This window comes from Phenylobacterium parvum (genome assembly GCF_003150835.1).
GTDB classification, from domain to species: Bacteria; Pseudomonadota; Alphaproteobacteria; order Caulobacterales; family Caulobacteraceae; genus Phenylobacterium; species Phenylobacterium parvum.
In genome coordinates this window covers 802,843-821,460 of record NZ_CP029479.1, presented here as the reverse complement: position 1 = coordinate 821,460, position 18,618 = coordinate 802,843, and the positions used below count along the sequence as shown (strand labels likewise).

The 18,618-nt window shown below is 70.2% G+C and carries 17 protein-coding genes; 10 read left to right on the top strand and 7 right to left on the bottom strand.

Annotation, left to right across the window (positions count from 1 at the left end):
- Positions 1–6 precede the first annotated feature (6 nt).
- Both HYN04_RS03885 and HYN04_RS03880 read right to left on the bottom strand, forming a co-directional pair.
- Entirely contained in the window at positions 7–963 is a 957-nt protein-coding gene (locus HYN04_RS03885; protein WP_110449539.1) for a TraB/GumN family protein, read from the bottom strand.
- Between the two features lie 45 nt (positions 964–1,008).
- Entirely contained in the window at positions 1,009–1,317 is a 309-nt protein-coding gene (locus tag HYN04_RS03880) for a hypothetical protein (protein WP_110449538.1), read from the bottom strand.
- A gap of 120 nt (positions 1,318–1,437) precedes the next feature.
- Here HYN04_RS03880 and HYN04_RS03875 point away from each other — a divergent pair, with 120 nt between their 5' ends.
- Positions 1,438–1,659, top strand: coding sequence for a flagellar basal body rod C-terminal domain-containing protein (locus HYN04_RS03875; RefSeq protein WP_110449537.1), 222 nt, complete (start codon positions 1,438–1,440; stop codon positions 1,657–1,659).
- Positions 1,660–1,826: 167 nt separating this feature from the next.
- Entirely contained in the window at positions 1,827–2,447 is a 621-nt protein-coding gene (locus HYN04_RS03870) for a TIGR02466 family protein (RefSeq protein WP_110449536.1), read from the top strand.
- A gap of 270 nt (positions 2,448–2,717) precedes the next feature.
- On the opposite strand, the gene rpoD is transcribed toward HYN04_RS03870, so the two are convergent.
- The 4 genes from rpoD to HYN04_RS13395 form a co-directional block, all read right to left on the bottom strand.
- Positions 2,718–4,646 carry an RNA polymerase sigma factor RpoD gene (rpoD, locus tag HYN04_RS03865; RefSeq protein WP_422385658.1) on the bottom strand — a complete coding sequence of 643 codons (1,929 nt, stop codon included), beginning with the start codon at positions 4,644–4,646 and terminating at the stop codon, positions 2,718–2,720.
- Positions 4,647–4,716: 70 nt separating this feature from the next.
- Positions 4,717–6,582, bottom strand: a complete 1,866-nt coding sequence (gene dnaG, locus HYN04_RS03860) for a DNA primase (RefSeq protein ID WP_110449534.1) — start codon at positions 6,580–6,582, stop codon at positions 4,717–4,719.
- Positions 6,583–6,784: 202 nt separating this feature from the next.
- Complete coding sequence (locus HYN04_RS03855; protein ID WP_162599528.1) at positions 6,785–7,486, bottom strand: HAD family hydrolase; 702 nt, start codon at positions 7,484–7,486, stop codon at positions 6,785–6,787.
- A 10-nt stretch (positions 7,487–7,496) separates the two neighbouring features.
- Positions 7,497–7,664, bottom strand: a complete 168-nt coding sequence (locus HYN04_RS13395) for a hypothetical protein (RefSeq protein WP_162599527.1) — start codon at positions 7,662–7,664, stop codon at positions 7,497–7,499.
- A gap of 148 nt (positions 7,665–7,812) precedes the next feature.
- Between HYN04_RS13395 and carA the strand changes: the two genes are divergently transcribed.
- From carA to carB, 3 genes are all read left to right on the top strand, one after another.
- Positions 7,813–8,979, top strand: coding sequence for a glutamine-hydrolyzing carbamoyl-phosphate synthase small subunit (carA, locus tag HYN04_RS03850; protein WP_110449533.1), 1,167 nt, complete (start codon positions 7,813–7,815; stop codon positions 8,977–8,979).
- 187 nt (positions 8,980–9,166) lie between these two features.
- A complete protein-coding gene (locus HYN04_RS03845; protein ID WP_110449532.1) occupies positions 9,167–9,373 on the top strand; it encodes a cold-shock protein in 207 nt (68 codons plus the stop codon).
- 217 nt (positions 9,374–9,590) lie between these two features.
- A complete protein-coding gene (gene carB, locus HYN04_RS03840) occupies positions 9,591–12,881 on the top strand; it encodes a carbamoyl-phosphate synthase large subunit (protein ID WP_110449531.1) in 3,291 nt (1,096 codons plus the stop codon).
- Between the two features lie 198 nt (positions 12,882–13,079).
- Here carB and HYN04_RS03835 read toward each other — a convergent pair whose 3' ends face one another.
- Complete coding sequence (locus HYN04_RS03835) at positions 13,080–13,601, bottom strand: GNAT family N-acetyltransferase (RefSeq protein WP_110449530.1); 522 nt, start codon at positions 13,599–13,601, stop codon at positions 13,080–13,082.
- Between the two features lie 105 nt (positions 13,602–13,706).
- Here HYN04_RS03835 and HYN04_RS03830 point away from each other — a divergent pair, with 105 nt between their 5' ends.
- From HYN04_RS03830 to HYN04_RS03810, 5 genes are all read left to right on the top strand, one after another.
- On the top strand, positions 13,707–14,504 hold the full coding sequence (locus HYN04_RS03830; protein ID WP_110449529.1) for an SDR family NAD(P)-dependent oxidoreductase: 798 nt from the start codon (positions 13,707–13,709) through the stop codon (positions 14,502–14,504).
- An 8-nt stretch (positions 14,505–14,512) separates the two neighbouring features.
- The gene (locus tag HYN04_RS03825; RefSeq protein WP_162599526.1) at positions 14,513–15,013 is read left to right on the top strand and encodes a P-loop nucleotide/nucleoside kinase family protein; all 501 of its coding nucleotides are present in this window, start codon (positions 14,513–14,515) and stop codon (positions 15,011–15,013) included.
- Positions 15,014–15,105: 92 nt separating this feature from the next.
- Positions 15,106–17,001 (top strand): transglycosylase domain-containing protein, encoded by a 1,896-nt coding sequence (locus HYN04_RS03820; protein WP_110449527.1) that lies wholly within the window; start codon positions 15,106–15,108, stop codon positions 16,999–17,001.
- Positions 17,002–17,126: 125 nt separating this feature from the next.
- Positions 17,127–17,600, top strand: coding sequence for a transcription elongation factor GreA (gene greA, locus HYN04_RS03815; protein WP_110449526.1), 474 nt, complete (start codon positions 17,127–17,129; stop codon positions 17,598–17,600).
- A 13-nt stretch (positions 17,601–17,613) separates the two neighbouring features.
- Entirely contained in the window at positions 17,614–18,588 is a 975-nt protein-coding gene (locus HYN04_RS03810) for a mitochondrial fission ELM1 family protein (RefSeq protein ID WP_110449525.1), read from the top strand.
- Positions 18,589–18,618: the final 30 nt, after the last annotated feature.

The window sequence follows — 18,618 nt, the reverse complement described above, 5'->3', positions numbered from 1 at the left end:
GGCGCCTCAGCCCCCGCCGGGGCCCGTGACCGTAAGGCCGCGGGCCTCGAGCCGGCGGACCACGCCCTCCTCGGCGACCAGGAAAGAAATGTCGACCAGGGCGACGCTGTGCCCGGGGGTCTTCAGGGCGTTGGCGATCAGGCCGGTCTGGTCGGCCACGAGCGCCCGCCAGAACTGCGGCCCGCCGTTGAGCAGGAGCAGGCATCCCTCGTAGTCCCGGGGACCGCTGATGGCGGCGGCGACGTCGCCCCGGACCCATCCGTCGGCGTTCACCGCCGGACGGGATCCCTGGACGTTGCGGGCCGCCGCGGACAGGCAGGTCATCTCCAGGGCCGGGCTCATCTCGCCGAAGACCTTTGCGACCACGTCGCTGGCGTCCCGCGCCGGCGCCTCAACCCGCTTCACCTTGGCCTTCCGGGCGGCCTTGACGATGTCCGCCCTCGGGTCCGCCCATCCCTTGGGCGTCGCATCGCCGACCAGCATCAGGGAGGCGATGAAGGGCGACCATTTGGCGTAGCGCGCGCCCGGCTGCCCCACCTTCTGGCGGGCGGCGATGAACTGGGACCTGAGGGGCTCTTCGAGCCGGCGCTCCAGGGGGACATCGGACCTGAGGCTCCGGTAGAGGCGCATGGCCTCGCCAAAGGAGGAAACCCCCACCTTGATCCGGACCGAGTCCGCCAGGATCAGGCTGTTCGCCCCCTTGAGCCTCCGGTCGAGATAGCGGCGGTCCCAGGCGGTCTTCGGGGGAAGGCCGCCCCGGGGCATGCCCAGGATGTAGACGGTGGAGTCCCCGTCGCTCACCACCCACCAGGCCGGACCGGGCTCCTTGGCCTGGACGACGAGTTCCTCGACGATGGCGCCGCCGGGGTCCTCTGGCAGGGCGACGACGCCCTGGGCGCGGGCGGCGAAGGGGGTTAGGGCCAGGGTGAGGCCCAACGCCAGGGCCAGGAAGGCGGGTTTCATGGGAGTTCCTCCGGGGTCTCTTGATGGCCAGTCATCCGGGCGGAATCACGGCCGCCGGCCCTGCGGATTGGGCGGGATCACGCACAGGGGCCGGTCGCGGTAGCGGTCCCCGACCAGGCTGCCGTCCTGCCCGGCCTTGCGGCGGAAGGCGTTCAACTGGCGTGTCTCCGGCGGCGGCGTCTCGCCCTCAGCACAAAGGGGCGCATCGGTCCGGCGCCCGGTGGGGCACTCGCAGACCTCGCGGCGGGCGTCGAGGCGGGTCGCCGGAGCCTTGCAGATCACCGGGCTGAGGCCCCCGCCGGGCTCAAGGCAGACCGTGGTGACCGAGGCGGCGAGCCAGAGGGCGACAATCATGGGCGGGCTCCCTTCGAAGGCGCAGGCGGAAGGCTGGCAAGCTTAACCCGGGTTCACCCTCTTTCGGGGGTTTTTTGTTTACGACGAGGGGTCCACGATGGTGTCACGGAGACCAAGATCATGAACCCGATCGCCATCGCCCAGTACGGGCTGATCGCCGCCACCAACCGCTTCTCGGAATCCGCCCAGCGGGTTTCCAAGATGAGCATCGATGGCGTCGACGTCGATGTGGTCCGGGAGATCGTCGACATGAAGCTGGCCCAGGCCGGGGTGTCGGCCAACGCCGCCGTGATCCGCACCGCCGACCAGATGCAGGGCGTGGTCCTCGACATCCTCGCCTGATCCCGGCGACGTCCGGGTTTTGACAGGCGCGCGCCGCAGGCTCAGAGCCTGTTCCCTTCAGACGGAAAGTCTGAAGGGACTAAACAGGCTCTAAGTTCAAAAAGTTAGATCATGTTTCGATCCGATAACCGGTTCCCACTTATCGGAACATGATCTAGCGGTCAGGCATGACCGTCCGCGACCTCTTCCCCACCCGTATCTGCGAAACCACCCTGGCCGGGCAGAAGGGCTTCGAGACCCTCCTCGCCGACCTGGAAGCCGCCTGCCGCATGCTCGAGGCCGAAGACGTCGCCGGGCGCGACTGGTGCCGGAGGAACGGCTACGGCGGCTACACCTCCTACGCCTCCCTCGACGACCTGCCCCGGCGGGCCAGCGTCTTCGACGACCTCCGGCGGCGCCTGGACCGGCTGGTCACCGTCTACGCCCAGGACCTTCATCTCGACCTCGGCGCCGGCCGGCTGAAGATGGACAGCCTGTGGGTCAACATCCTCAAGCCCGGCGCCGGCCATTCGGGTCACATCCATCCGCATAGCGTGATCTCGGGAACAATGTACGTCGCCACACCGCCCGGCGCCTCGGCCCTGCGGCTGGAGGACCCGCGCCTCGCCCTCATGATGGCCGCGCCGCCCCGCCGCACCGACGCGCCCGAGGCCGAGCGCACCTTTGTCTCCCTGGCGCCGGCGCCGGGATCAGTCTTCCTGTGGGAAAGCTGGCTCCGCCACGAAGTGCCCCCCAACCGGGCGCGCACCCCGCGCATCTCCATCAGCTTCAACTACGCCTGGAGCTAGCCCAAGGCCTCAGGCGCCGTAGACCCCCTCACCCGGCTTCGCCGGGAGCTCCCCCTTGGGGGAGCAATCACCGGGTCATTCCTCCCCATCAGGGGGAGGTGGCGCGCGCAGCGCGACGGAGGGGGTCAGCTGAGACGGGTTTTGCCCCCCTCACCCGGCTTCGCCGGGAGCTCCCCCTTGGGGGAGCAATGGCTCCGTAAATCCTCCCCCGAGGGGGGGTGGACCGGGGCCGTGGCCCCGGGACGGAGAGGGTCAGCCGAGGCGGCCGTCCTAGCTGTCGAGGAAGCTGCGCAGCTTGCGGCTGCGGCTGGGGTGCTTGAGCTTGCGCAGGGCCTTGGCCTCGATCTGGCGGATCCGCTCGCGGGTCACGCTGAACTGCTGGCCCACCTCCTCGAGGGTATGGTCGGTGTTCATGCCGATGCCGAAGCGCATGCGCAGGACCCGCTCCTCGCGGGGGGTCAGGGAGGCCAGGACCCGCGTCGTGGTCTCGCGCAGGTTGGACTGGATGGCGGCGTCGATCGGCAGGACGGCGTTCTTGTCCTCGATGAAGTCGCCCAGGTGCGAGTCCTCCTCGTCGCCGATCGGCGTCTCGAGGCTGATGGGCTCCTTGGCGATCTTCAGGACCTTGCGGACCTTCTCCAGGGGCATGGCCAGCTTCTCGGCCAGTTCCTCGGGCGTCGGCTCCCGGCCGATCTCGTGCAGCATCTGGCGCGAGGTCCGGACGATCTTGTTGATCGTCTCGATCATGTGCACCGGGATGCGGATGGTCCGGGCCTGGTCGGCGATGGACCGGGTGATGGCCTGCCGGATCCACCAGGTGGCGTATGTGGAGAACTTGTAGCCCCGGCGGTACTCGAACTTGTCCACGGCCTTCATGAGGCCAATGTTGCCTTCCTGAATGAGGTCAAGGAATTGCAGGCCGCGGTTCGTGTACTTCTTGGCGATGGAGATGACGAGGCGCAGGTTGGCCTCGACCATCTCCTTCTTGGCCTGACGGGCCTCGCGCTCGCCCTTCTGGACGGTCTGGACGATGCGCCGGTACTCGTCGATCGGCACGCCGGATTCCGTGGCGAGGGAGGCGATCTCCTGGCGGATGGCCAGCACCTGGCCCGCCTCGTTCTCGGCGAACTTGGTCCAGCGGACGCCCAGGGCCTTGACCTTGTCCGACCAGGTCGGGTCGAGCTCGGAGCCCAGGTAGGTCTTGAGGAACTCCTGGCGGGCGATGCCGTAGCTGTCGGCCAGGCGCATCAGCCGGCCTTCCAGGCCGACCAGTCGCTTGTTGATGGCGTAGAGCTGCTCGACCAGGGCCTCGATGCGGTTGTTGTTCAGCTTCAGGGTCTTGAGGTGCTGGACAATGGCGCCGCTGGCGGCCGAGTGAGAGGCGCGGTCGCCCTCCGACAGGTCTTCGCCCTTCAGCCGCTTGCCGACCAGCTTCTCCTGCAGGGACCGGAAGGCGTCGAACTCGGCGGCGATGGCGTCGAGGGTGAGCATGACGCCTTCGCGCAGCTCGCTCTCCATGGCGCTGATGGTCGGACCGGCTCCGTCGTCGAAGTCGTCGTCATCGTCGCCCTCGGCCTTCGCAGCGGCCTCGCCGTCCTCGGTCACCTCGGCGGACTCCGCGGACTCGGCCAGGGCCTCGGCGGCGGCGTTGACCCCGCCGTAGGTCTGCTCCAGGTCGATGACCTCGCGCAGGAGGATGCGGCCGGTGCCCAGCTCCTCGCGCCAGACCATGATGGCCTCGAAGGTCAGGGCGCTCTCGCACAGGCCCCGGATCATGGTGTCGCGGCCGGCCTCGATGCGCTTGGCGATCGCGATCTCGCCCTCGCGGGAGAGTAGCTCCACCGAGCCCATCTCGCGAAGGTACATTCGCACGGGATCGTCCGTGCGGTCGTAGGCGGCTTCCTTCTGGGTCTCGACGACGGCGGTTTCCTCGCGGACCGCCACCTCGCCGCCCTCGGCGTCCTCTTCGGCCTCGACCACGTTGACGCCCATCTCGGACAGCATGGCCAGGGTGTCCTCGATCGCCTCGGAGGTGACCTCCTCGGACGGCAGGACCTTGTTCAGCTCGTCCATGGTGACGTAGCCGCGGGCCTTGGCCTGCTTGATGAACTTCTTGACGCCGGCGTCGGTGAGATCGAGCAGCGGCCCGTCGCTGGAAGGGGTCTCGGCGGCTTCGGTCTCGGCGGGGGTGTTGCTCATCAAGGTCTCCGCTGTCCGGACCCTGCGGGGAATCCGGATCTCGAAAAGGTGCAGCGCGGGCGCGCTTTCGTCAGGTTTCGTCCTGCCAGTTTCGGATTTGTCGCCGCAGGCGGTCGCGCTCACCTTTCAGTCTCGAGAATGCGTCCATGGACAAAGCCCCGCCAAGGTCACCCTTGGCGGCGGACAACGCTTCATCGAGGGCCGCCAGCCTCGAGAGGCGGGCGAAGGCCTGCGACCACTGCGATCTTGCGTCCTCGAGGGAGACATCCGGTTTCAGGAAGGGCGCGCCCGATTTCGCTGCGGCCCGATCGATGTCTGTCAGAAGAGCTTCAAAATCTCCTCCTGCCAGATGGCGCGCGAGCCCCCGGGTGTCAAGGTGTTCAGACTCCAGACGCAGCCGGATGATTTCCTTGGCCAATCCGGCCAGGGCGGGTTCCCCGAAGCCGGCGGAGGCGAAGGGCGACTCCAGGCAGTCGTCCAGGCAGACCGGATCGGCGAGCGCCTGCTTCATCAGGGCGGCGGCCGGAAGGTCGAGGGCGGCGGCCAGGCGCCGGGCGGCGCTGCGGCCCAGGGGCGTGGGCGCCGGATCGATCCAGGCCCGCCCGCCGGGCGCGCCCCTGCGCCGGAAATCCCCACCCTGCGGCGACGGCGCCCGGGCCGGCAGGGCGGCCTCGAAACGGGACAGGAGGTCGTCGCGATAGGCCGACTGCAGGTCCTTGTCGGCGATGCGCGAGGCGGCGGCGCGGAGCCTGGCCTTGAGGCCGGCGCGGCGCTCGGGCGTGTCCAGGGGCTCGGCCTCCAGCTCCCGCCGGAACAGCATCTCCGCAAAGCCGTTGGTCCGCGACAGCTGGCTCCGGAGAGCCGCAGCCCCCTGCTCCCGCAGGACATCGTCGGGGTCCTTGCCCCCTTCCACCACGCTGAATCGGAAGCTGCGGCCGGGGGTCAGCAGGGGCAGGGCCCGGTCCATGGCGCGGAAGGCCGCCTGCCGCCCCGCCCGGTCGCCGTCGAAGCACAGGGTCGGCTCGGGGTGGCGCCGCCAGAGCAGGTCCATCTGCTCCTCGGTCAGGGCCGTGCCCAGGGGCGCCACGGCGGCGACGCCGGCCCGCTGGCAGGCGATGACGTCCATGTAACCCTCGACCACCACAAGGGGCATGTCGGCGTCGGGCGGGGCGGCGGCCAGCAGGCGCCGGGCCTCGGGCAGGCCATAGAGGGTGCGGCCCTTGTGGAAGAGTTCGGTCTCGGGACCGTTCAGGTACTTGGCCCGGGCGTCCGGATCCATGGCCCGGCCGCCGAAGGAGACGATGCGCCCACGTCCCTCGACGATGGGAAAGATGATCCGGTCGCGGAACCGGTCGTAGGGCGCCCCGCCGTCCTCGGGCGCGATCAGCAGCCCTGCCTCGACCAGCTCCGCCGGCCGCGCGCCCTTGGCGACGAGGTAGTCCTTCAGGCCGGTCCGCCCGGCGGGCGCAAAGCCGAGGCCAAAGCGCTCCCAGTCTGCAGCCGGCAGGCCGCGGCGCTTCAGGTAGGCCCGGGCGGTGGCGCCCTGGGGGGCCGCCAGCATCCGGGCGTACCACTGGGCGGCCAGGCCCATCCAGTCCGAGAGGCCCTGGCGCTTCTTCTCATGCTCCGCCGAGCGCGGGTCCGGCGCTGGCAGGGACAGGCCCGCCTCGGCCGCCAGCCGCTCCACCGCCTCGACGAAGGACAGCCGCTCGCTCTCTTGGAGAAAGGCGATCAGGTCGCCGGTCTTGCCCGACGAGAAGTCGAAGAACTGGCCCTTGTCGTCATTCACGTAGAAGGACGGCGTCTTTTCCTTGGTGAAGGGCGACAGGCCGACGAACTCACGGCCGCGCTTCTGCAGCTTCACGGTCCGGCCGATGACGTCCGAGGGCCGGAGGCGTGACTTGATCTCATCGAGGAAGGCTTCGTCGAACCGCACGGGGCGAAGGATAGACCGGCCCCGCCCCCGCGCCCAGCCCCGGGGGCCGGCGACGCAGCTGCGACCTGGATTGACCCCCTCACCCGGCTCCGCCGGGAACTCCCCCTTGGGGGAGCAATTGAGCGCTGTCATTCCTCCCCCCAGGGGGAGGTGGGCCGCGAAGCGGGCCGGAGGGGGTTAACGGCAGCGGGGACCCCGGGCCCTAGCCGAGCCCCGCCACCCAGGCCGGCAGGTCGCGGATCGAGGCCAGCTCGGCGAAGCGCGGGTGGCCGACGGGTGGCTCGGCGTGCTCGTGGGCCCAGGTCATGGGATAGGGGACGTGCGCGGCGAAGGCGCCCGCCTCCAGGGCCGGCAGGATGTCGGACCGGACTGAGTTGCCGCACATCACGGCGCGCCCGGGGCCGGAGCCGTGGCGGTCGAAGACGGCGGAATAGGTCGAGGCCGTCTTCTCGCTGACGATCTCCACAGCGGCGAAGAGGTCGCCCAGCCCCGAGGCCGCCAGCTTCTGCTCCTGGTGCAGGAGGTCGCCCTTGGTCACCAGGACAAGGCGATAGTCCAGCGACAGGGCCTCAAGCGCCGCCTCGACCCCCGGCAGGGGCTCCACCGGCTCGGTCAGCATCTCGCGCCCGGCCGCCAGGATCTCGCGCACCACCGAGGCCGGCGCTTCGCCGTGGGTGAGTTCCATGGCGGTCTCGATCATGGACAGCGTGAAGCCCTTCACCCCGTAGCCGTAGAGACGCAGGTTGCGCGCCTCCACCTCAGCAAGCCGCGCCATCAGGGGCCCGGGATCGGCGCGGTCCGCCAGGAGGTCGCAGAACCGCTCCTGGGTCAGGCGGAACAGGGTCTCATTGTGCCAGAGGGTGTCGTCAGCATCGAGGCCGACCGTGGTGATGCGGATAGCCATGGCGACGGTGCTATTCTCCAAAGCCTTCGCTGGGGTCCCGGGGCGACATGCAGATGAGCCGGGAGTCGACCGCCCCGGCCGTCCGGTGCGGCGCCGGGGTCCGGTACTCCGCCTCCCGGACCCTGTCGATGACGGCCCGGGTGGAGGGATGCTCGGCGATGAAGGCGGTTTCGGACATGGGGCTCTCCCGGAGTCTGCGGCCGGCGCGCCGCATTGACCGGCCCGCCGCGAGTCATTACCAGACCCGGAACGGCCGAAGGGCGGGCAGGGTGCATCCTCGCCCGCCTTTTTGCGAGCCCTCAACCCTGTCCCTGGAGCGGCCTGCCATGAGCGATCTCCTCCCCGGCGTCACGGGCGTCCTGGTCCTGGCGGACGGTACGGTCCTCCAGGGCGTCGGCTGCGGCGCGACCGGCTCGGCGGTGGGCGAGGTCTGCTTCAACACCGCCATGACGGGCTACCAGGAAATCCTGACCGATCCCTCCTACATGGCCCAGGTCGTCGCCTTCACCTTCCCCCACGTGGGCAATGTCGGGGTCAATTCCGAGGACATTGAACAGGTCGCCGGCGACTCCACCACCGCCGCCCGGGGCGCCATCTTCCGCGACGCCCCGACGCCCCCCGCCAACTGGCGGTCGGAATCCGACCTCGGCGCCTGGATGGCCCGCCGGGGCGTCATCGGCCTTTCCGGCGTCGATACCCGGGCCCTGACCCGGCGCATCCGAGAGGAGGGCATGCCTCACGCGGTCATCGCCCACGATCCCGAAGGCCGCTTCGACCTCGACGCCCTGCGCCGGCAGGCGGCGGAATGGAGCGGGCTGGTGGGCCTGGACCTGGCCAGGGACGCCACCTGCCGCCAGGCCTTCACCTGGGAGGAAGGGCTCTACGGCTGGCCCGAGGGCTACGCCCGCCCCGCCCAGGACCGCTGCGAGGTCGTGGTCATGGACTTCGGGGTGAAGCGGAACATCCTGCGGGCCCTCGCCTCCCTTGGCGCGAAGGTCACCGTGGTGCCCGCCTCGACCTCCGCCGAGGACATCCTGGCCCGCAAGCCGCACGGCGTCATGCTGTCGAACGGCCCAGGCGACCCGGCCGCCACCGGCGACTACGCCGTCCCCGAGATCCGCAAGCTGGTCGCCTCGGGCGTTCCGGTCTTCGGCATCTGCCTCGGCCACCAGATGCTGGCCCTGGCCCTGGGTGCGCGCACCGAGAAGATGGAGCAGGGCCACCACGGGGCGAACCACCCCGTGAAGGACCTGACCACCGGCAAGGTCGAGATCGTCTCGATGAACCACGGCTTCACGGTCAGCCGCGACAGCCTGCCCGAGGGCGTGGTGGAGACCCATGTCTCCCTGTTCGACGGCACCAACGCCGGCATCGCCCTTTCGGGCCGCCCGGTTTTCTCGGTCCAGCACCACCCCGAAGCCTCGCCCGGGCCGACGGATTCCCTCTATCTCTTCAGGCGCTTCGCCGACCTGATGGAGGCCGCCCGGGCCTGAGCTTAGGGGTGCGGCTTGCCAGACCCCTGGCCTTCCGTCATAGTGACGTGTCAAATCTCGTAGGTTCGGCTGCTTTTTCGACGCTTCTTCTGACGCAGCGGGCCTGCTACCGACCTCCTTCGATTTTTGATCCCGTGCGCCCCAACTCCGGGGTTGCGGGCCTATCTATCAAGGACGATCGATCAATATGGCTACCGGCACCGTGAAGTGGTTCAACGGAACCAAGGGCTACGGCTTCATTCAACCTGACGAAGGCGGCCCGGATGTGTTCGTGCACATCTCCGCCGTCGAGCGTGCGGGCCTCCGCTCGCTCAACGAAGGTCAGAAGGTGAACTACGAGCTCGAGCGCGACAAGCGCAGCGGGAAGATGTCTGCGGGCAACCTGTCCGTCTGACCTCATCCCGAAAGGGAACCTCTTCAACGGGTCGGCGGAAACGCCGGCCCGTTTTTCTTTGTCCTGATTTCCTGTGGGCGGAAGCCCCGCGGACGATTGCCCGGGGCATCCAAGCTTGCACCACCCCGACTCCCCCTCTAAACGGGCGGCTTAGCCTTCAATCCGGCCGGGACGCAGCGCGCAGGCGCGCGCGCTGGCCCTGCGCGCGAGTGTTTCCATGCCCAAACGCACCGACATCTCCTCGATCCTGATCATCGGCGCCGGGCCCATCGTCATCGGCCAGGCCTGCGAGTTCGACTATTCGGGCGTCCAGGCGTGCAAGGCGCTGCGGGCCGAGGGCTACCGGATCATCCTGGTCAATTCCAACCCCGCCACCATCATGACCGACCCGGACGTGGCCGACGCGACCTATGTCGAGCCGATCACCCCGGAGATGGTCGAGAAGATCATCGCCGCCGAGCGCCCCGACGCCCTCCTGCCCACCATGGGCGGCCAGACGGCCCTGAACACCGCCCTGGCCCTCGAGAGCCGCGGCGTCCTGGCGCGCTACGGGGTCGAGATGATCGGCGCCCGGGCCGAGGTGATCGACAAGGCCGAGGACCGCCAGAAGTTCCGCGACGCCATGGACAAGCTGGGCCTCGAAAGCCCGAAGTCCAAGGCCGCCCATACCCTCGAGGAGGCCATGGAGGGCCTGGCCTTCGTCGGCCTGCCCGCCATCATCCGCCCCTCCTTCACCCTGGCCGGGACCGGCGGCGGCATCGCCTACAATGTCGAGGAGTTCCGCGAGATCGTCGAGCGCGGCCTGGACCTTTCGCCGACCACCGAGGTGCTCATCGAGGAAAGCGTCCTAGGCTGGAAGGAGTACGAGATGGAGGTCGTCCGCGACAAGGCGGACAACTGCATCATCGTCTGCTCCATCGAGAACATTGACCCGATGGGCGTGCACACGGGCGACTCCATCACCGTCGCGCCGGCCCTGACCCTGACGGACAAGGAATACCAGATCATGCGGACGGCCTCGATCGCCGTCCTGCGGGAGATCGGGGTCGAGACCGGCGGCTCGAACGTCCAGTTCGCGGTCAATCCCGCGGACGGCCGGATGGTCGTCATCGAGATGAACCCCCGGGTGTCCCGCTCCTCGGCCCTGGCCTCCAAGGCCACCGGCTTCCCAATCGCCAAGGTCGCCGCCCGCCTGGCCGTGGGCTACACCCTCGACGAGCTGATGAACGACATCACCGGGGCCACCCCGGCCTCCTTCGAGCCGTCGATCGACTATGTCGTCACGAAGATCCCGCGCTTCGCCTTTGAAAAGTATCCAGGTTCCGAGCCCTACCTCACCACCTCCATGAAGTCGGTGGGCGAGGTCATGGCCATCGGCCGGACCTTCAAGGAGAGCCTCCAGAAGGCCCTTCGCGGCCTCGAGACGGGCCTCACCGGACTGGACGAGATTGAGATCGAGGGCGCCGCCGATCCCGAGACCGGCAAGGCCGCCGTGGTCCGTGCCCTCGGCGCGCCCACCCCCGACCGCCTGCGGGTCATCGCCCAGGCCTTCCGCCACGGCCTGACCGTCGAGGAGGTCCACGGCGCCTGTTCCTACGAACCCTGGTTCCTGCGCCAGCTCCAGGACCTCGTCCGCCAGGAGGGCCTGGTCCGCGCGGGCGGCCTGCCCGACACGGCGCAGGGCTTCCGGGCCCTCAAGGCCCAGGGCTTCTCCGACGCCCGCCTCGCCCGCCTCGTCCGCCAGCCCGAAGGCGCCGTGCGCGCCGCCCGCTGCGCCCTGGGCGTCCGGCCGGTCTTCAAACGCATCGACACCTGCGCCGGCGAGTTCCGCGCCGACACGCCCTACATGTACTCGACCTATGAGACCGGCGCCCTGGGCCAGGTCCCCGACTGCGAGAGCGACCCCAGCGACCGGCGCAAGGCGGTCATCCTGGGCGGCGGCCCCAACCGGATCGGCCAGGGCATCGAGTTCGACTATTGCTGCTGCCACGCCGCCTTCGCCCTGGCGGACGTCGGGGTGGAGTCGATCATGGTCAACTGCAACCCCGAGACCGTCTCCACCGACTACGACACCTCGGACCGGCTCTACTTCGAGCCCCTGACCGCCGAGGACGTGCTGGAGCTGATCGCCGTCGAGCAGTCCCGCGGGACCCTGCTGGGCGTGATCGTCCAGTTCGGCGGCCAGACGCCCCTGAAGCTGGCCCAGGCCCTGGAGGAGGCGGGCATCCCCATCCTCGGCACCAGCCCGGACGCCATCGACCTGGCCGAGGACCGCGAGCGCTTCCAGCAGCTGCTTCACCGCCTGGAGATCGCCCAGCCCGTCAACGCCATCGCCCGCTCCCGCGAGGAGGCCTTTGCCGGCGCCCACAAGGTCGGTTACCCGGTCGTCATCCGGCCCTCCTATGTGCTCGGCGGCCGGGCCATGGAGATCGTCCGCGACGACGAACAGCTCGAGCGCTACATCACCACCGCCGTCCAGGTGTCCGGCGACAGCCCGGTCCTGATCGACCAGTACCTCTCCCGCGCCACCGAGGTGGACGTCGACGCCCTGTGCGACGGCGAAACCGTCTTCGTGGCCGGCGTCATGGAGCACATCGAGGAGGCCGGCGTGCACTCGGGCGACTCCGCCTGCTCCCTGCCCCCCTTCTCCCTTCGCCCCGAGACCATCGCCGAGCTCAAGCGCCAGACCGAGGCCATGGCCTTCGCCCTCGGCGTCCGCGGCCTGATGAACGTCCAGTTCGCCATCGAGGAGCCGCACTCCGACGCTCCGCGGATCTTCGTCCTGGAGGTCAACCCGCGGGCCAGCCGCACCGTGCCCTTCGTGGCAAAGACCATCGGCAAGCCTCTCGCGGCCATCGCCGCCCGCGTCATGGCCGGGGAGTCCCTCGCCAGCTTCGGCCTGGTCGAGACACCCTACGACCACGTGGCGGTCAAGGAAGCGGTCTTCCCCTTCGCCCGGTTCGCCGGCGTGGACACGGTCCTCGGCCCCGAAATGCGCTCGACCGGCGAGGTCATGGGCCTCGACTGGCGGCGCGAGGGCGAGGGGCCAGGCCCGGCCTTCGCCCGCGCCTTCGCCAAGAGCCAGCTGGGAGGCGGCACCGTCCTGCCCGCCACCGGCGCAGTCTTCGTCTCGGTCAAGGACGCCGACAAGCCCTGGATCGTCGAGCCGGTGAAGCTCCTGCTGGCGCGCGGATTCCGGATCCTGGCCACCGGCGGGACCGCAACCTACCTGGCCGACCAGGGCCTGGCGGTCGAGCGCGTGCGCAAGGTCCTCGAGGGCCGGCCCCACATCGTCGACGCAATGAAGAACGGCGAGGTCCAGCTGGTCTTCAACACCACCGAGGGCAAGCAGTCCCTGGCCGACAGCTATGAGATCCGCCGCACCGCCCTGATGATGAAGATCCCCTACTTCACCACCTCGGCCGGCGCCCTGGCGGCCGCCCAGGCCATCACCGCCATGGCCAACGGCCCCCTCGACGTCCGCCCCCTGCAGGACTACGCCGCCTGACGGCTTAGGCCCGGCTCCTGATTGCTCCCCCAAGGGGGAGCCGTCGGCAAAGCCGACTGAGGGGGTCACCGGCCCCTCAGCTGACCCCCTCCGGCCCGCCGCGCGGTCCACCTCCCCCTGGGGGGAGGAATTACCACCCCAATTGCTCCCCATCAGGGGGAGCTGTCGGCGCAGCCGACTGAGGGGGTCAACGGCGGGTCAGGCCAGGGACTTGGCCAGCACGAGGTCGTCGTAGTCGTTGGCGCCGACGCGGAAGGTGCGCACGCCGACCTGGGTGAAGCCCTGGCGGGCGTAGAAGCCCAGGGCCTGGGCGTTCTTCGAATAGACGCCGAGCAGGAGCCGGTCGAAGCCGTCGGCCCGGGCCGCCGCCTCGGCCGCGGCCAGGAGGGCCGCCCCGCTGCCCCCGCCCTGGAAGCGGTGCAGCAGGTAGATGCGCTTCAGCTCGACATCCCCCGGCCCCGTCGGCAGGGGCAGGTCCGGCGGGCAGGACAGGGAAAAGCCCACGGGCGCGCGGGTGTCCGCCCTCTCCACCAGCCAGGCCCGCCAGCCGGGCGTGGCCAGCCAGTCGCGGTAGAGCTCCGGCCGGTTCTGGACCTCGCAGTGGACCAGGATGTCCGCCGCCGGCAGGACGTCGGCGTAGGACTCCAGGAAGGTCGCCCGGCTGACCAGGGCCAGGGCCTCGGCGTCCCCGGGGCTGCAGGGGCGGATCTCGACGGACATGGACGTCTCCCAGAAGGCATCGGGCCGGGGCGGCCTATGGGCAAGCGGGCCGCCCTGCGCTAGGCATGAGAAAACCCCAAGGGGTCAAGCGGGAAGGAGACGGACATGGCGGGACGGGTTCAGGGCAAGGTGGCGCTCATCACCGGCGGGGCCAGCGGGATCGGCCTGGGATGCGCCGAGCGGCTGGCGCAGGAAGGCGCCGTCATCGTCATCAGCGACATCCAGGACGACAAGGGCCGCGAGGCCGTCGAAGCCCTGCGCGCTGCGGGCGCCACGGCGGACTACCTGCACCAGGACGTCACGAGCGAAGAGGCCTGGATCGAGACCATCGGCAAGGTGAAGGCCCTGCACGGCCGCCTGGACATCCTGGTCAACAACGCCGGCATCGGCCTGTCCGGGCCGGTCACCGACTTCTCCCTCGCCGACTTCAAGCGCCAGATGGCCATCAACGTCGACGGCGTCTTCCTGGGCATGAAGCATTCCCTGCCCCTGATGCGCGAGCACCAGACGGGCTCGATCATCAACATCTCCTCGATCGCCGGCCTGAAGGGCTCGCCCAACATGAGCGGCTACTGCGCCACCAAGGGCGCCGTGCGCCTGATGACCAAGTCGGTGGCGATGGAATGCGCCAACGCCAAGGACGGGATCCGGGTCAACTCCATGCACCCCGGCATCATCGAGACCCCGATCTGGGACACCATCATCGGCACCGGCGGCCCCGGCGACAACGCCCGCCCGCAGCGCGACCTGGCCCTGGACGCCCTGACGGAAACCGCCGTGCCCCTGGGCGTGAAGGGCTTCCCCCTCGACATCGCCAACGGCGTCCTGTGGCTGGCCTCGGACGAGAGCCGTTATGTGACCGGGGCGGAAATGGTCATCGACGGCGGCTTGACCGTCCGTTGAGCCCCGCCGTGACCCCGACCCTGCACGTCATCTTCGGCCCGTCCGGCGCCGGGAAGTCGACCTATGCCGGCGACCTCGCCCGACGAGAGCGGGCCGTGAGCTTCTCCATCGACGACTGGATGGCGCGGCTCTTCGCCCAGGACATGCCCCAGCAGCCGGACTTCAACTGGCTGATGGAGCGGATCGAGCGCTGCGAGGCCCAGATCTGGTCGACGGCGGCGGCGGTCATGGCGACCGGGACCCCCGTGGTGCTCGACCTCGGCCTCCTGCGACGCTCGGACCGGGCCCGGGTGGCCGAGATCGCCCGGCTCTGCGAGCTGCCGGCGCGCTTCCACTACCTCAACGCCCCGAAGGAGGTGCGCCGGGGACGGGTGCTGTCGCGCAACCAGATCCAGGGCGAGGGCTTCTCCTTCGTGGTGACGCCCGAGATGTTCGACTTCACCGAGGGTGTCTTCGAGGCGCCGGACGCCGGGGAGCTGGCGGGCTGCGAGGTCATCGAGAGCGCCTGACCCCGCCGCCTAAGTGTCGCCACGGTCGAGCGCGAGCCTTGCCCGGCGGGCGATCCGGCCCGCGCCCCAAACCTGCGCCTGGAACCTGACGGATGTTGATCGGCCTCCTCGCCTCCGCGACGGTGACCCTGCCCACCCTGCCGGGCCTGCCCGGAGGCGCCGCCCTGCCGCCCCTGCCGGCCATTGAGCGAGCGCCGCAGGTTGTCTTCGTGGACCGCAACGGCGCCCGGATCGGGGTGCGCGGCGGCCGCTATGGCCCGCCGGTGGAGGTCCGCAGCCTTCCCGCCCATGTCCCGGCGGCCTTCGTGGCCATCGAGGACCGGCGGTTCTACAGCCACCCCGGGTTCGATGCGGCGGGGATCGCGCGGGCCGCAGCCGCCAACCTGGCCGAGGGCGGGGTCGCCCAGGGCGGGTCGACCATCACCCAGCAGGTTGCCCGCCTCCTCTTCCTGAACCAGGAGAAGACCCTGGAGCGGAAGGCCCGCGAACTGGCCCTCGCCGTCCAGCTGGAGCAGGCCTTCACCAAGTCGCAAATCCTCGGCCTCTACCTGTCGCGCATCAATTTCGGGAAGGGCGCCTGGGGACTGGAGGCGGCCGCCTGGCGGTATTTCAACAAGCCCGCCTCGCGCCTGACCGTCCGAGAGGCCGCCATGCTGGCCTCCATCCCCAAGTCGCCCAGCGGCTACAATCCCGTGGACGAGCCCGCCCGGAACGCGGAGCGGACGAAGCTGGTCCTGGACGCCATGGTCGAGACAGGCGTCCTGTCCCCCAAGGCCCGGGCCGCCGCCCTGGCGGAGAAGCCCAGGGTCTGGACCCGGGCGCCGGAGGCCTCGGCCCAGTACTTCGTCGACTGGATGGACGCCCAGGCGCGGCGGCGGGCCGGATCGGTGAAGCAGGACCTGGTGGTCGAGACCACCCTGGACCTGCCCCTGGAGCGAGCCGCCGAGGAGGCCCTGCGCAACGGCGTGACCCGGGGCGGCCCGCAGGGGGTGCAACAGGGGGCCGTGGTGACCCTGGACGGGACCGGCGCCGTGCGCGCCCTGGTGGGGGGAACCGACCACCTCACCGCCCCCTACAACCGCGCCACCGACGCCCGGCGCCAGCCCGGATCGGCCTTCAAGCCCTTCGTCTGGCTGGCCGCCCTGGAGGCCGGTCGCACCCCGGACAGCGAGGTGGTGGACGAGCCCGTCACCCTGGAAGGCTGGTCGCCCTCGAACTACGAACCGGGCTTCCAGGGCCCCATGACCCTTGAGACCGCCCTCGCCCGCTCGGTGAACACCGTCGCCGTCAAGCTGGCCGACGAGGTGGGGCGGGTCCGGGTGGCGGACACGGCCCGCCGGCTGGGGATCTCCACCCCCATCCCCACCACCCCCGCCATGGCCCTGGGCGCCGGCGTGGTGACCCCGATGGACATGGCCGAGTCCTATGGCGCCTTCGCCAGCGGCGGGCGCCTGGTCGAAGCCTGGGGCGTCTCGCGGATCCGCACCGCCGGCGGGAAGGTCGTCTGGACCCGGCCCGCGCCGCCTCCGGCGAAGCAGGTGATCACCAACCCCGCCCTCTCGGACCTCAACCGGATGATGCGCCAGGTGCTGGTCTCCGGCACCGGGACCCGCGCCGCCCTGCCCGGTCGCGACCTGGCGGGCAAGACCGGCACCACCTCGTCCTACCAGGACGCCTGGTTCGCCGGTTACACGGGCGGGGTCGTCACCGTGGTCTGGATGGGACGGGACGACAACCGGCCCATGAAGGGGGTGACCGGAGGCTCCCTGCCGGCCGAGGTCTGGCGCAATGTCATGGCCACGGCGGTGAAGCGACTGCCGGCCACGCCCATTCCTGCGGGGCCGCAACCGCCCGCCCCGCCGCCGACTCCGCCGCCGGAAGAGGTCCCCGGACCCCCGCCAGGGGGTGTCCCTGAGGGCGCAAAACCGGCGTCCCCGCCCCCTCCGCCTGCGGCGCCTGCGAAGGTTCCGGCCGAACCCCAGACCTGACTTCAGGCTCTTGCTGCATTGCACACTTGAGTTCTGCGCCGGCGGGACCTATCCTTTTCCCCCCACGGACGCGTGCGCCCGCGGTGAGATTCACGTCCCCAGCGCAGACCCGAGACCACCCTGTAATGGAAAAAGTCCCGATGACCGCCGAGGGCTATCACGCCCTCGACGAAGACCTGAAGCGTCTCAAGACGATCGAGCGGCCGTCCGTGATCGCCGCCATCGCAGAGGCGCGCGCCCACGGCGACCTGTCCGAGAACGCCGAGTATCATGCGGCGAAGGAGCGGCAGGGCTGGATCGAGGGCCAGATTGCGGACATCGAGGACCGGATGGCGCGCGCCCAGGTCATCGACGTGTCCAAGCTGTCCGGCCGCCAGGTCAAGTTCGGGGCCACGGTCTCGGTCGTCGACGAGGACACCGAGGACGAGGCCCGCTACCAGATCGTCGGCGAGCATGAGGCGGACGTGAAGTCCGGCAAGATCTCCATCACCTCCCCCATCGCCCGGGCCATGATCGGCAAGGAGACCGGGGACGTCGTCGAGGTCAACACGCCCGGAGGCGTCAAGGCCTACGAGATCGTCAAGGTGGAGTGGATCTAGGGCCCGCAGGCTCTTGGCCCGTCCCCTCACCCTTTGGGCCGTGTCGGATGACAAGGCCGGGAACGCCGGCCCGGCCCTCGGCCTGGCCGAGGCGGTCGCCCGCCTGATCCCGGCCCGGGTCGAGACCCGGACCGTGCGCTGGAAGGGGCGGATGGACCGCCTGCCCTGGTTCCTCAATCCCTTTCCCCTTGCCGCCCTCGAGGAGGGATCGGACATCCGTCCGCCCTGGCCCGACCTCTGGATCGCCGCCGGCCGCGCCACCCTGCCCCTCTCCCTGCACCTGAAGTCCTGGTCGAGGGGGCGGACCCGGGTGGTGCAGATCCAGAACCCCCGGACGCCCCGGGGCGCCTTCGACCTGGTCGTCGCCCCCCGGCATGACCAGATCTCCGGCCCCAACGTCCTGCCGGTCACGGGGTCTCCGCACCGGGTCACGGCGGAGCGGCTGGCCGAGGCCGCCGCGCGCTTCGCCCCCCTCACGGACCCCCTGCCCCGCCCCCGGGCCGCCCTGCTGGTGGGCGGCAAGTCCAAGACCCATGACCTCTCGGACGCCCGCGCCCGGACCCTGGCCGCAGACCTGAGGCAGGCGGTCACCGAGGCCGGAGGGTCGCTGATGACCACCTTCTCCCGGCGCACCCCCGCATCGGCCCGCCGCATCCTGACCGAGGCCCTGTCCGGCCTGCCAGGCTTCATCTGGGACGGGACGGGCGAAAACCCCTACTTCGCCTTCCTGGCGGCGGCCGACGTGGTGCTGGTCACAGAGGACAGCGCCAACATGGCGACCGAAGCCGCCTCTTCCGGCCGGCCGGTCCTGCTCCTGCCCCTCGATGGCGGCTCGGACAAGTTCACCCGCCTGCACGAGGACCTGATCGCCCGAGGCGCGGCGCGCAGGTTCGAAGGAAGGCTCGACCTCTTCCCCGGCGCGCCCTTCGACGAGACCGGCCGGGCTGCGGCGGCCATCGTCGGCCTGCTGGACCAGAGCGCCCCGTGACGTCGCCCTTTCCGAAACCGCAAATTCGCG

Bases quoted from the DNA above. Each gene is read 5' to 3' on its own strand.
- HYN04_RS03885 (WP_110449539.1), bottom strand. From the start codon at position 963: ATGAAACCCGCCTTCCTGGCCCTGGCGTTGGGCCTCACCCTGGCCCTA.
- HYN04_RS03880 (WP_110449538.1), bottom strand. From the start codon at position 1,317: ATGATTGTCGCCCTCTGGCTCGCCGCCTCGGTCACCACGGTCTGCCTT.
- HYN04_RS03875 (WP_110449537.1), top strand. From the start codon at position 1,438: ATGAACCCGATCGCCATCGCCCAGTACGGGCTGATCGCCGCCACCAAC.
- HYN04_RS03870 (WP_110449536.1), top strand. From the start codon at position 1,827: ATGACCGTCCGCGACCTCTTCCCCACCCGTATCTGCGAAACCACCCTG.
- rpoD (WP_422385658.1), bottom strand. From the start codon at position 4,646: ATGAGCAACACCCCCGCCGAGACCGAAGCCGCCGAGACCCCTTCCAGC.
- HYN04_RS03855 (WP_162599528.1), bottom strand. From the start codon at position 7,486: ATGGCTATCCGCATCACCACGGTCGGCCTCGATGCTGACGACACCCTC.
- HYN04_RS13395 (WP_162599527.1), bottom strand. From the start codon at position 7,664: ATGTCCGAAACCGCCTTCATCGCCGAGCATCCCTCCACCCGGGCCGTC.
- carA (WP_110449533.1), top strand. From the start codon at position 7,813: ATGAGCGATCTCCTCCCCGGCGTCACGGGCGTCCTGGTCCTGGCGGAC.
- HYN04_RS03845 (WP_110449532.1), top strand. From the start codon at position 9,167: ATGGCTACCGGCACCGTGAAGTGGTTCAACGGAACCAAGGGCTACGGC.
- carB (WP_110449531.1), top strand. From the start codon at position 9,591: ATGCCCAAACGCACCGACATCTCCTCGATCCTGATCATCGGCGCCGGG.
- HYN04_RS03835 (WP_110449530.1), bottom strand. From the start codon at position 13,601: ATGTCCGTCGAGATCCGCCCCTGCAGCCCCGGGGACGCCGAGGCCCTG.
- HYN04_RS03830 (WP_110449529.1), top strand. From the start codon at position 13,707: ATGGCGGGACGGGTTCAGGGCAAGGTGGCGCTCATCACCGGCGGGGCC.
- HYN04_RS03820 (WP_110449527.1), top strand. From the start codon at position 15,106: ATGTTGATCGGCCTCCTCGCCTCCGCGACGGTGACCCTGCCCACCCTG.
- greA (WP_110449526.1), top strand. From the start codon at position 17,127: ATGGAAAAAGTCCCGATGACCGCCGAGGGCTATCACGCCCTCGACGAA.